This is a genomic window from Pseudomonas sp. MN1F (assembly GCF_009391885.1).
GTDB lineage: Bacteria > Pseudomonadota > Gammaproteobacteria > Pseudomonadales > Pseudomonadaceae > Aquipseudomonas.
Window position 1 is genome coordinate 1 of record NZ_VZII01000031.1, and the last position, 12,886, is coordinate 12,886.

Genomic DNA, 12,886 nt, shown 5'->3' on the forward strand with positions numbered 1-12,886 from the left:
TTTCCCCATGTGAGAGTAGGTCATCGTCAAGATTCATTTCGCAAAACCCCTATCTGCGCATGCAGGTAGGGGTTTTGTCTTTTCTGGCTTTTACTGGGGCCAGTATCGGCAGCCAGCCGTGATATCGTTCCCCATTCTTCTCCCAGGGACTTTCCCATGCCCAACACCACCTCACTCCAGCCTGGTTTCATGATCGTCCACGGCAACCGCCTGGACGACCTGCGCAGTCTGGTGGTGAGTTGGATGCGCCGCTATCCGCTGGCACCGCTGGAAAACGAAATCGCCCTGGTACAGAGCAACGGCATTGCCCAATGGCTCAAGCTGGCCCTTGCCGAGGACCCACAGGACGATGACATGGGTGGTTGCGGTATTGCTGCTGCCCTCGAAGTGCAACTGCCCGGTAGTTTCATGTGGCAGCTGTACCGCAAGGTGCTCGGGCGCGACGAGATCCCTGAAGTGTCGTTGCTCGACAAGGCACCGCTGACCTGGCGCCTGATGCGCCTGCTGCCAGCACTGATCGAGCGCCCACATTTCGAACCGCTGCGCCGCTTCCTCACTGATGATAATGACCTGCGCAAGCGCTATCAGCTGGCCGAGCGCCTGGCCGACCTGTTCGACCAATACCAGGTCTACCGCGCCGACTGGCTCAAGGACTGGGCAGCCGGCGAGCACATCCTCAATACCGCCCGTGGTGAGCGCAAGCCCCTCGCCCCAGGCAACCGCTGGCAGGCCGAGCTGTGGCGAGCATTGCTCGAGGATGTCGGTGAACAGGGCATGGCGCAAAGCCGGGCAGGGGTGCATCAGCGCTTCATCGAACGCATCAACAGCCTGGACACCGCACCTCACGGGCTCCCTTCGCGGGTCATCGTGTTCGGCATTTCTTCTTTGCCTGCCCAAGCATTAGAGGCACTTGCCGGTTTGTCCCGGTTCAGCCAGGTATTGCTCTGCGTTCACAACCCCTGCCGCCACCATTGGGCGGACATCGTTGCCGACAAGGACCTGCTGCGTCACCAGTACAAGCGCCAGCAGCGCAAGCAAGGCATGCCCATGCAGTTGGATGACGAATCGCTGCATCAGCATGCCCACCCGCTGCTGGCTGCCTGGGGCAAGCAAGGCCGCGATTACATCAACCTGCTGGACAGCTATGACGACCCTGGCAGCTACCAGGGCGTATTCAGCGACGGCCGTATCGACCTGTTCAGCGAAGGCCAGCCCACCACGCTGCTGAACCAGTTGCAGGACGATATTCTAGAATTGCGCCCGCTCGCTGAAACCCGTGAGTTGTGGCCCGAGGTCGACCTGGCCAAGGACCGCTCGGTGCGTTTCCACGTGGCGCACAGCCCGCAGCGCGAGGTGGAAATCCTCCACGATCAGTTACTGGCCCGCTTCAGTGCCGACCCTACGCTACGGCCACGTGACGTCATCGTCATGCTCCCGGCAATCGACACTTACGCGCCGCATATCCGTGCGGTGTTTGGGCAATTGCAGCGCAGCGACCCGCGCTACATCCCGTTCACCCTGACCGACCAAGGCCAGCGGGGCCGCGATCCTCTGCTGATTGCCCTGGAACACCTGCTCAAGCTCCCGGACAGCCGCTTCGCCGTCAGCGAAGTGCTCGACTTGCTCGACGTCCCGGCGGTCCGTGCGCGTTTCGGCATCCGCGAAAGCGACTTGCCCACCCTGCACCGCTGGATCGAAGGCGCGGGTATTCGCTGGGGTTTGAATGCCGACCAGCGTGCCACCCTCGGGTTGCCCCAGGGCCTGGAGCAGAACAGTTGGCGCTTTGGCCTGCGGCGCATGCTGCTGGGGTACGCAGTGGGCGTGGGTGAGGGATGCGACGGCATCGAGCCCTACGATGAAATCGGCGGCCTGGATGCCGCCTTGATTGGGCCCTTGGTAGCGCTGCTCGATGCCCTGGAGGTAGCCAACCAGGCCTTGTCCCAGCCCGCCACTGCCAGCGAGTGGGGCGAACGCCTCAACGCTTTGCTGCAAGTGTTCTTCCTCGCCGAGGAGGAGCACGACGAATATCTCTTGATGCAACTGCAAGAATTGCGCGATCGCTGGCTGGAAGTCTGCGAAACCGTAGGCCTGCAGGACCAACTGCCCCTCACGGTGATCCGCGAGGCCTGGCTGTCGGGCCTCGATGAGGGCAAGCTGTCCCAGCGTTTTCTCGCCGGCTCGGTGAACTTCTGCACCTTGATGCCAATGCGGGCAATTCCTTTCCGCGTCGTCTGCCTGCTGGGCATGAACGATGGCGACTACCCGCGTGCCCAGCCGCCGCTGGACTTCGACCTGATGGCCAGCGACTACCGTCCCGGTGATCGTTCACGTCGCGAGGACGACCGTTACCTGCTGCTCGAAGCGCTGCTGTCGGCACGTGACCAGCTCTATATCAGCTGGGTGGGTCGTAGCATTCGTGATAACAGTGAGCGACCGGCCTCGGTGCTGATCGGCCAGCTGCGCGATCACCTGGCTGCCGGTTGGCGCCTCAAGGGCGATGCTGACGGCGAGCAACTGCTCCAGGCATTGACCCAGGAGCACCCGCTGCAGCCTTTCAGTGCGCGCTATTTCCAGAAGGGCAGTGCGCTGTTCAGCTATGCCCACGAGTGGCAATTGCTGCACCAGCAGACCACTGACGACGAGCAGCCAGACCTTGGCCTGCCACCTTACGTCAGCGATGAAGCGCTGACGCTGAACCAGTTGCAGGACTTCTTGCGTCACCCAGTACGGCATTTCTTCAGCCAGCGCCTGAAAGTGTTCTTCGAAGCTCTGGAAGCGCCCACGCCAGACGAAGAGCCATTCGTCCTCGACGCATTGCAACGCTACAGCGCCAGCGAAAGCCTGCTGGGCGCCGCCCTGAGCGACCCGGACAACGCCGAACGCGCACTGCAGGCCCAGGCCCGCCGCCTGCAAGCCTGCGGCATGCTGCCCCTGGCGGGGTTTGGTGAACTGCTGCAGGCCGAACTGATCCAGCCTTTGCCCGATCTGCTGCAACGTCATCGCCAACTGTTGCAGCGTTGGCCAACGGTGGTCGACGGCGCGCTGCCGATCCATTTCAAACATGCAAACCATCGTCTTGAGGGCTGGCTGGGCCGGGTCTATCAGGCCGACGATCAAAGCCTGTTGAGCATCACCACGGTGCCCAACACCATCAGCGCCGGGCGCAACAACCTCAAGTGGCACCGCCTGATTGCCAGCTGGGTGATGCACCTTGCCGCCTGCGCCGCGGGTTATCCGCTGCACAGCGCACTGCTGGCCAGTGACATCACACTGCTGCTCGCCCCCTTGCCGCAGGCTCAGGCTGCCGAACAACTGGGGCACCTGCTGGTAGCGCGCCAGGCGGCGATGAATGCACCGCTGCCTGTTGCTGCCAAGACCGCCTTTGCCTGGCTGGCTCAGGACGATCCGGACAAGGCCCAGGCCGCCGCTGCCCGTGCCTATGAGGGGGACGGGCGCACCAGTTTCGGCGAGCGTAGCGAAAGCGTTGCGCTGGCCCGGCAGTTCCGCGATTTCGCCGCGCTCAGCGCCGACGAAACCTTCGAAGGCTGGTGTGAAGCCTTGTACCGCCCCCTGTTCAGCGCCGCCTGGCAAGCCCAGGGCAATCCGGAGAGTGAAGCATGACCCAGGCCCGTCCCCTGGCATTGAGTTTTCCCCTGCATGGCAGCCAGCTGATCGAAGCCAGTGCCGGCACGGGCAAGACGTTCACCATTTCTGCGCTGTACCTGCGCCTGATCCTTGGCCACGGCGGTGAGCAAGGCTTTGGCCGCGAACTGCTGCCGCCGCAGATTCTCGTGGTGACCTTCACCGACGCCGCCACCAAGGAGCTGCGCGAGCGTATCCGCGCCCGCCTGGCCGAGGCTGCGCGCTTCTTCCGCGGCGAGCTGGAAGGTGGCGACCCGCTGTTGCACCAGCTGCGCGACGACTATGCCGAAGAATACTGGCCACGCTGCGCCAATCGCCTGGAAGTCGCTGTGCAGTGGATGGATGAAGCAGCGGTATCGACCATCCATGGCTGGTGCCAGCGCATGCTCCGCGAGCATGCCTTCGACAGCGGCAGCCTGTTTACCCAGAGCCTGGAAACCGACCACAGCGACTTGCTCGGCCAGGTCATGCGCGATTACTGGCGGCGCTTTTGCTATGGCATGCACGGCGAAGCGCTGAACTGGGTGCGCAGCCATTGGGTCAGCCCCGATGCCCTGCTGCCGCGCATCCGCCCGCTGTTCGGCCGTGTGCGTGCACAGCAGGACGAAGCCGAACCGCAAGCGCTGATCGATGGCGCGCTGCAACAGCGGGTCGAGCAGTTGCGCCAACTCAAGGCGCCTTGGGCGCAATGGGCGCATGAGCTGCAGCAGATCTGCCGCGACGCCGTGGCCGCGAAACAGGCCGATGGCCGCAAACTGCAGGCGCGCTTCTTCGAGCCCTGGTTCGAGAAACTGCGCACCTGGGCCGGTGATGAACAAGAGGTGGAGCTCGACCTGGGTACCGGCTTTACCCGCCTGACCCCGGCCGGGATGGCCGAAGCCTGGAAAGCCGGTGATCCGCCCGACCATCCGGGGCTGCAGGCCATGCAGAACCTGCCGCAACAGCTGCAAGCCCTGGTCAGCCCGGAAGCGCGTTTGCTCGAACACGCAGCGGCCTGGGTTGCGGCGCGCTTCGAAGTGGAAAAACGCCGCCGTGCCGAAATGGGCTTTGACGATATGCTGCTACGCCTGCAGCAGGCGTTGGGCACGGAGTCGGGCGAACGCCTGGCGGCGCTGATCCGCGAGCAGTTCCCGGTGGCGTTGATCGACGAGTTCCAGGACACCGACCCGGTCCAGTACGGCATCTTCGAAAGCATCTATCGCATCAGCGAGAACAACCCGGAAACTGGCCTGTTCATGATCGGCGACCCCAAGCAGGCGATCTACGCCTTCCGTGGCGCCGATATCTACACCTATCTGTCGGCCCGGCGCGCCACCGCCGGCCGGCTGCATAGCCTGGATACCAACTACCGTTCCAGCCAGGCGATGGTCGCGGCGGTCAACCAGGTGTTCCTGCAGGCCGAAGCCCGCGAGTTGGGCAAGGGCGCCTTCCTGTTCCGCGAAGCCGACGACAACCCGTTGCCGTTCGTCGAGGTTCGCGCCAAGGGCCGCAGCGAACGCCTGCTGATCGACGGCGAGGCGTGTGCGGCACTGCAATGCTGGCAGCTGGAGAGCGAAGAGCCGGTTTCCAGCACGCTCTACCGTCAGCAGCTCGCCGCCAGCTGCGCGAGCCATATCGTTAGCGTATTGAATGGCGGCCAGCGCGGGGTAACCGGCTTCAGCGATGACCAGGGCGGGCTGCGCCCGTGCCAGCCTTCGGACATCGCCATCCTGGTGCGTGATGGCCATGAAGCGCAACTGGTGCGCAGCGAACTTGCCGCCCGCGATGTGCGCAGCGTGTACCTTTCCGACAAGGATTCGGTATTCGCCGCCCAGGAGGCCCATGACTTGCTGGCCTGGCTCAAGGCCTGTGCCGAGCCGGACTCCGAACGCCTGCTCAAGGCCGCACTGGCCAGCCTGACCCTGGAGCTGTCGCTGGCTGAACTTGATCAGCTGAACCAGGACGAGCGGGTATGGGAAGGCTGGGTCATGCGTTTCCGTCGCTACCGTGAGATCTGGCAGCGCCAGGGAGTGCTGCCCATGCTGCGGCACCTGCTGCACGACTTCGAACTGCCGCGCATGCTGATCGGCCGCACGGATGGCGAACGGGTGCTGACCAACCTGCTGCACCTGGCCGAATTGCTGCAGCAGGCGGCCGGCGAGCTCGACGGTGAACAGGCGCTGATCCGTCACCTGGCCGAGCACCTGGCCAACTCCGGCCAAGCTGGCGAAGAACAGATCCTGCGCCTGGAGAGCGACGAGCAATTGGTCAAGGTGGTGACCATCCACAAGTCCAAGGGCCTGGAATACCCGCTGGTCTACCTGCCGTTCATCTGTACCAGCAAGCCGGTGGACGGCAGCCGCCTGCCGCTGTCCTGGCACGACAGCCTGGGTAATGCACAGTTGACGCTGACGCCCGATGCAGCGCAGATCGCCCTGGCCGACGAAGAACGCCTGGCCGAAGACCTGCGCCTGCTCTATGTAGCCCTGACACGTGCCCAGCACGCCTGCTGGCTGGGGGTCGCCGACCTCAAACGCGGTAACCAGAAGAGCTCGCAGCTGCACCGCTCGGCGCTCGGTTACCTGCTCGGTGGCGGCCAGGCACTGCCTGGCTCGGAGCAACTCAAGACGTGGCTGCAGCACTTGCTGGCAGGCTGCGAGACTATTGCCTGCCCGGCACTGCCGGAGGCTGGCGATGAGCGCTACCGTGGGTCCCAGGCCGAGCACGAGCTGTTACCCGCGCGCAAGCCACGGCGGGCTGCCGCCGAGCATTGGTGGATCGCGTCCTACAGTGCCTTGCGCGTTGGCGAACAGACCCTCGGCGCCGACAGCTCGCAGGCCCAGCAACTGCTCGATGACGAAGTTGCCGATACCCAGCTGATTCGCGAAGTGCCTGCCGAGGGTGGCGACATCCATCGCTTCCCTCGCGGCCCCAACCCGGGCACCTTCCTCCATGGGCTGCTGGAGTGGGCCGGCCGTGAAGGCTTTGCTGAAGTCGCCGGTAACCCCAAGCTCATCGAGCGTACGGTTGGCCAGCGTTGCAACCGCCGCGACTGGGCCGGCTGGATCCCGACACTCAGCCAATGGCTGCAGCGCCTGCTCAACGAGCCCATGCCGGCCGGCCCTTCGCAGCTGAAGCTGGCGCAATTGCAGCATTACCAGATCGAGATGGAGTTCTGGTTCGCCAGCCACAACGTCGACGCCGAGCAGCTCGACCGCCTGGTAGCCCGGCATACCCACCCCGGCGCAGCTCGCCCGGCTGCGCAGCCGACGGTGCTCAACGGCATGTTCAAAGGCTTCATCGACCTGGCCTACGAGCTCGACGGGCGCTACTACGTGGCGGACTACAAGTCCAACTGGCTCGGCCCGGACATCCAGGCCTACGACACCCAGGCGATGGAAAAAGCCATCCTCGAACATCGCTATGACCTGCAGTACGTGCTTTACCTGCTGGCCCTGCATCGCCAGCTGCGGGCACGGCTACCTGATTACGATTACGACCGCCATGTCGGCGGTGCCCTGTTCATCTTCCTGCGCGGCGCCAGCAGCAGTGGCCACGGTGTATATTTCGCCAAACCGCCACGCGAGCTGATCGAGGCCCTCGACGCGCTGTTCCGTGGCGTGCACGCGCCCGAACAACAGGACCTGTTTGCCGGAGCCGCGCCATGAGCCGAACCCTCGACGATCTCTTGCCTACGCCACTGCACGCTGAGCACCTGCTGGCCCTGGCCCCCCAGCACAACAGTGCGGACCTGTTGCAGTTGCTCGATCGCTGGGTAGAGCGGGGCTGGCTGCGTGCGCTCGACCGGGCGTTCGTCAGCTTTCTTGAAGAGCGTGCCCCGGGCAGCGACCCGTTGCTCTTGCTGGCGGCAGCACTGGCCAGCCACCAACTAGGCCACGGGCATGTCTGCCTCGACCTGCAACAGACCCTCGCCGAGCCGGATTTCGCCCTGTCGCTACCGCCGGAAGGCGATGCCCTGACCGGCCCGTTGCTGTTGCCCTCGCAACTGCTGGCCAACCTCGGCCTGCCCACCTGGCTGCAACGCATTGCCGCCAGCCAGCTGGTGGCGGCTGGCGATACGCCGGGCCAGCATGCGCGCCCGCTGGTGCTCAGCGGTCAACGCCTGTACCTGCGCCGCTACTGGAGCTATGAGCGGCAGATCGACCAGACCCTGCGCCAACGCCTGAGCCAGGACGAAGCGGCCCCGGCCGACCTGCCTGCGCGCCTGGCGCAGTTGTTCGACGAAGGCGCCCTGGCTGGCCAGGTGGACTGGCAGAAGCTCGCCTGCGCGCTGGCTACCCGTGCAGGCTTCAGCATCATCACCGGCGGCCCCGGCACCGGCAAGACCACCACGGTGGTGCGCTTGCTGGCACTGCTGCAGGCGCCTGCGGTGGAGCAGGGCAGGCCGTTGCGCATTCGCCTTGCCGCGCCGACCGGCAAGGCCGCCGCACGCTTGACCGAGTCCATCGGCCAGCAGGTTGAAAGGTTGCAGGTCAGCGCCGAGGTGCGCGGGCAGATCCCCACCGACGTCAGCACCGTGCACCGCCTGCTCGGCAGCCGCCCAGGCTCGCGGCACTTCCGTCACCATGCCGGCAACCCGCTGCCGCTGGATGTGCTGGTGGTCGACGAAGCGTCGATGATCGACCTGGAGATGATGGCCAACCTGCTGGAGGCATTGCCGCCCAAAGCACGGTTGATTCTGCTGGGGGACAAGGACCAGCTGGCCTCGGTCGAGGCGGGCGCCGTGCTCGGCGACCTGTGCCGGGATGCCGAAGAGGGCTGTTATTCGCCCGCGACCCAGGCCTGGCTGGAGCAGATTGGTGGTCAATCGCTGGCCGCCAGTGGCCTGAAAGCCGGCGATGCGCAACGCAATCCTTTAGCCCAGCAGGTGGTGATGCTGCGCTTCTCGCGACGTTTTGGTGAAGGCAGTGGTATCGGCCAGCTGGCGCGCCTGGTCAACCGCCAGGAGGCCCTGGCGGCACGCGACCTGCTGAGCATGCCGCCAGCAGACGTGTTCGGCCTGGCGCTGCGCGGCGAGCAGGATCGGGCCTTCGACCGCCTGATTCTCGACGGCCTCAACCGCGGTATCGAAGGGCCTCAGGGCTATCGCAGCTACCTGCGCGCCATTGGCCGCTATCGCCCGGCACCGGGCAGCGCATTCGATGATCCGCGCTGGGAGCAGTGGGCCGCCAAGGTGCTGCACAGTTTCGAAGACTTCCAGCTGCTGTGCGCCGTGCGCAAGGGCGCCTGGGGTGTCGAAGGCCTCAACGAGCGGGTGGCGCGGGTGCTGCACAACGCCGGGCTGATCGACAGCCAGCAGCCCTGGTATGAAGGCCGCCCGGTGCTGGTGACGCGCAACGACTATGGCTTGGGCTTGATGAACGGTGACATCGGCATCGCCCTGCGCCTGCCGGATGAGCACGGTGAAGCGCTGCTGCGAGTGGCTTTCCCGCGCAACGACGGCAGTGGTGGGGTGCGCTTCGTCCTGCCCAGCCGTCTCAACGAGGTGGAAACCGTTTACGCCATGACCGTGCACAAGTCCCAGGGCTCGGAGTTCAGCCACACCGCGCTGGTACTGCCGGATGCGCTCAACCCGGTGCTGACCAAGGAGCTGGTGTATACCGGTATCACCCGGGCCAAGCATTGCTTCAGTTTGATCGAACCGCGCCAGGGCATTTTCGAGGAAGCGGTGCTGCGCAAGGTACGGCGTATTTCCGGCCTCATGCTCGAACAGGTCTGACGCTCCTACGGATAGCTAGCGTTGTGCTATCGTTGCGCCGACTTCAGACAGGATTTTTGAGAGAATTCTCACATGACAGGCGCCAGGGAGTGGTTGACAGGCTGTGCGCTTTCGCTGCTGCTAGTTGCCCTGTCGCTTTCGGCCGGTCCCGTCCAGGCGGACGGTTCGGCCACCTCCGCTCAGGCCCAGCAACGTGCCAGGGCGGTAACCCAGGTGGTCCTGGGTATCCTCAGCTATGCGCGCTGGCCGACCGAGCCAGTGCCCCTGCGCCTGTGCCTGGTCGGCCCCACCGAATATGCCGACGACCTGATCAAAGGCAACGTGCAGAATTCTGGCCAACCCTTGCAGGTACGCCGCCTGCTGGCCGACGACCGGCAGGTCGCCCAGGCCTGTGACGCCGTGTACATCGGCAAGCTTGACGATGCCCAGCGCGACCGCCTGTTCCAGGCCGTCAGTGGCCACCCGGTACTGAGCATCAGCGAAGCCGACGACCCGTGCACGGTGGGTAGCCTGTTCTGCCTGCGCGTCGGCGATCAGCAGGTCGCTTTCGAGGTCAACCTCGACTCCGTGGCACGTTCCGGTGTGCGCATCCATCCCAGCGTGTTGCAGCTGTCACGGCGTCGCGGAGCTGTGCCATGAAGCGCTCGGCCAGGAAGGCTGGCGTGCGTCCAACCTTGCGCTCGGTACTCGGCCGTGGCCACCTCAGCGTGGCCCTCATGGCGGTGGGCCTTGCTGGTATCTCGCTGACCCTGCTCGGCGTGCTGGCCCTGCGAGCCTACGCCAACCACAACCTGCACCTGATTGCCCGCTCGATCAACTACACCGTCGAAGCCGCCGTGGTGTTCGACGACAGCGCAGCGGCTAACGAGGCGCTGGAACTGATTGCCAAAACCGAAGAAGTGGCGGACGCCAAGGTATTCAACAACGATGGGGAGCAGCTGGCGCACTGGCAGCGCCGCGAAGAAGGCGTGCTCGGGCACCTTGAGGCGCAAGTGGCGACGGCCTTGCTGGATGAGCCGATCAACCTGCCGATCCTGCACCAGCAACAGAAAGTCGGGCATATCGAACTGGTCGGCCAGGGTCGCAGCCTGCTGCTGTTCCTGCTCAGCGGCCTGGGCGGCATCCTGTTTTGTACGATCCTCAGTGCCTTCGTTGCCTTGTACCTGTCGCGGCGCCTGCTCGGCGACATCGTCCGCCCCCTGCGCGCCCTGGCCAGCGTCGCCCACGCTGCCCGTCGCGAGCGCAGCTTCGACCGCCGTGTGCCAGAAGCGCCCATTGCCGAGCTCAACGAGCTGGGCAACGACTTCAATGCCTTGCTTGATGAACTGGAGGTCTGGCACAGCCACCTGCAGAACGAGAACGCCACCCTGGCCCACCAGGCCAGCCACGACAGCCTGACCGGCCTGCCCAACCGCGCGTTCTTCGAGGGCCGCCTCAGCCGCAGCCTGCGCAACGCCGCACGGCAGCAAGACCACCTGGCGTTGCTGTTCCTCGACAGTGACCACTTCAAGCAGATCAACGACAGCCGCGGCCATGCCGTGGGCGACGAAGTGCTGATCAACGTCGCCGACCGCGTGCGTGCGCAACTGCGCGAGCACGACCTGGTGGCCCGCCTGGGCGGTGACGAGTTCGCCGTGCTGCTGACCCCACTTCATTCGCGCGAAGACGCCGAACGCATCGCCGAGAAGATCATCGCCAGCATGCAACTGCCGATGCTGCTCGATGGCGGCGAAAGCCTCACCACGTCGCTCAGTGTCGGCATCGCGTATTACCCGGATGATGGCAGTGACCCTGCCAGCCTCCTCAATGCCGCAGATGCGGCGATGTACCAGGCCAAGCGCAAGCGCCGTGGCCAGTGGCAAGCGGCGCAGACGGAACGGTCCGCCGCCGATTTCCGGAACAGGAGTTGAACCGTGATACAGCGTTTGCGTTTTTCTTTCGCCGTGATGTTGCTGGCCTTGCTGGTATTGGCAGGGTGCCAGAGCACGCCCCCCAAAGGGCTGACCGCCGAGCAGATTGCCGTGCTCAAGCGTGAAGGTTTTGCCCCCACCGACGAGGGCTGGGCGTTCGACCTGTCGGGCAAGGTGCTGTTCGGTAGCGACCTGGACAGCCTCAACGGCGCGAGCCAGGCGATCGTCGAGCGGATCGGCAAGGCCTTGCTGGGCGTGGGCATTGAGCGTGTGCGGGTCGATGGCCATGCCGATGCCTCGGGCAAGGCGGCGTACAACCAGCAGCTGTCCGAGCGGCGTGCGCAGAGTGTGGCCAAGGCGTTGATTGACGTTGGCATGCTGGCGCAGAACATTCATACCCGCGGGCTGGGTAGCACGCAGCCGGTGGCGGACAACCGCACCAGTGCCGGGCGGACCGAGAACCGACGGGTGTCGATTGTGGTGGCGTCTTATTGACATAGCTGCAAAGAATGCAGCGCGGTGTAGCTGACAGGTGCCTGCCTTGAGGCTTTCGGCGCCTATGAGACCGAGCGCCGCCCGCGCGGCGCTCGGTCTCATAGGCGCTGAAATGCTCTGGCGAACCCCCAGAGGCCCCCATCAATCCTGAGCGAAGCGCATTTCTCGGGTCTCACCCATCAACAACGGCGCATTCGCCTCGGTCACCCCGCGAATGTAGTCCCACAACAAGGTAATCCGCTTCAACTTCCTCAAATCCTCCCGGCAATACATCCAGAACTGCCGCGTCACCTCGATCTCCTCCGGCAACACCGTCACCAGCCGCGCATCCTGCGCCGCCAGGAAGCACGGCAATATCGCCAACCCACGTCCCTGCAACGCCGCCGTGTACTGGGCAATCACACTGGTACTGCGCAAATGTGCATTGGCATTGGGAATCAGGTTGGCCAGGTACAGCAACTCCGAACTGAACGCCAGGTCGTCCACATAGCTGATGAACGGGTGGCTAACCAGGTCGCTGACCTGGCGGATCGGCGCATGGCTGTCGAGGTAGTCCTGGGTCGCATACAGCCGTAGCCGGTAGTCGCACAGCTTGCAGCACACATAAGGCCCATGCTCCGGTCGCTCCAGCGCGATGACGATGTCCGCTTCGCGCTTGGACAGGCTGATGAAGTGCGGCAGCGGCAGGATATCCACCGAGATCGCCGGGTAGGCATCGACGAAATGGCTCAGCTGCGGGGTGATGAAAAAGCTACCGAAGCCCTCGGTGCACCCCATGCGCACATGCCCCGACAGCGCCACGCCCGAGCCGGAAACCTGCTCGCAGGCCATGTGCAAGGTGCTCTCGATCGACTCCGCGTAGCCCAGCAGGCGTTGCCCCTCGGCGGTCAGGACGAAGCCGTTGGTGCGTGACTTCTCGAACAGCAGCGTACCCAACGCCCCCTCCAGCGAGCTGATGCGCCGCGACACCGTGGTGTAGTCGACGGCCAGGCGTTTGGCCGCGCTGCTGGCTTTGCGCGTGCGCGCGACTTCAAGGAAGAACTTCAGGTCGTCCCAGTTCAGCGAACTGAGGGAGGTCAGATCTTTTTGCATGTTGATCCGGTTTTTTTGTGCGTTCTTG

7 protein-coding genes are annotated in these 12,886 nt (G+C 64.6%); 6 read left to right on the forward strand and 1 reads right to left on the reverse strand.

The features are described from left to right. Positions 1 to 156: 156 nt before the first annotated feature. The 6 genes from recC (at position 157) to F6X59_RS15655 (ending at position 11,766) form a co-directional block, all read left to right on the forward strand. Positions 157 to 3,621 (forward strand): exodeoxyribonuclease V subunit gamma, encoded by a 3,465-nt coding sequence (gene recC / locus F6X59_RS15630; RefSeq protein WP_152956992.1) that lies wholly within the window; start codon positions 157 to 159, stop codon positions 3,619 to 3,621. Continuing rightward, entirely contained in the window at positions 3,618 to 7,289 is a 3,672-nt protein-coding gene (gene recB / locus F6X59_RS15635; protein ID WP_152956993.1) for an exodeoxyribonuclease V subunit beta, read from the forward strand. The genes recC and recB overlap by 4 nt, the downstream gene beginning before the upstream one ends. After that, positions 7,286 to 9,361 (forward strand): exodeoxyribonuclease V subunit alpha, encoded by a 2,076-nt coding sequence (gene recD / locus F6X59_RS15640; RefSeq protein WP_152956994.1) that lies wholly within the window; start codon positions 7,286 to 7,288, stop codon positions 9,359 to 9,361. The genes recB and recD overlap by 4 nt, the downstream gene beginning before the upstream one ends. 72 nt (positions 9,362 to 9,433) lie before the next feature. After that, positions 9,434 to 10,000 (forward strand): YfiR family protein, encoded by a 567-nt coding sequence (locus F6X59_RS15645; protein WP_152956995.1) that lies wholly within the window; start codon positions 9,434 to 9,436, stop codon positions 9,998 to 10,000. Beyond that, positions 9,997 to 11,271 (forward strand): diguanylate cyclase domain-containing protein, encoded by a 1,275-nt coding sequence (locus F6X59_RS15650; protein WP_152956996.1) that lies wholly within the window; start codon positions 9,997 to 9,999, stop codon positions 11,269 to 11,271. Before F6X59_RS15645 ends, F6X59_RS15650 begins: the two co-directional genes overlap by 4 nt. A gap of 3 nt (positions 11,272 to 11,274) precedes the next feature. Further along, complete coding sequence (locus F6X59_RS15655) at positions 11,275 to 11,766, forward strand: OmpA family protein (RefSeq protein WP_372240404.1); 492 nt, start codon at positions 11,275 to 11,277, stop codon at positions 11,764 to 11,766. A gap of 141 nt (positions 11,767 to 11,907) precedes the next feature. Here F6X59_RS15655 and F6X59_RS15660 read toward each other — a convergent pair whose 3' ends face one another. After that, positions 11,908 to 12,858, reverse strand: a complete 951-nt coding sequence (locus F6X59_RS15660) for a LysR family transcriptional regulator (RefSeq protein ID WP_152956997.1) — start codon at positions 12,856 to 12,858, stop codon at positions 11,908 to 11,910. Between the last annotated feature and the right edge of the window lie 28 nt (positions 12,859 to 12,886).

Coding starts and splice junctions, on each gene's coding strand:
- F6X59_RS15660 (WP_152956997.1), bottom strand. CDS start 12,858: ATGCAAAAAGATCTGACCTCCCTCAGTTCGCTGAACTGGGACGACCTG.
- F6X59_RS15650 (WP_152956996.1), top strand. CDS start 9,997: ATGAAGCGCTCGGCCAGGAAGGCTGGCGTGCGTCCAACCTTGCGCTCG.
- F6X59_RS15645 (WP_152956995.1), top strand. CDS start 9,434: ATGACAGGCGCCAGGGAGTGGTTGACAGGCTGTGCGCTTTCGCTGCTG.
- recC (WP_152956992.1), top strand. CDS start 157: ATGCCCAACACCACCTCACTCCAGCCTGGTTTCATGATCGTCCACGGC.
- recB (WP_152956993.1), top strand. CDS start 3,618: ATGACCCAGGCCCGTCCCCTGGCATTGAGTTTTCCCCTGCATGGCAGC.
- recD (WP_152956994.1), top strand. CDS start 7,286: ATGAGCCGAACCCTCGACGATCTCTTGCCTACGCCACTGCACGCTGAG.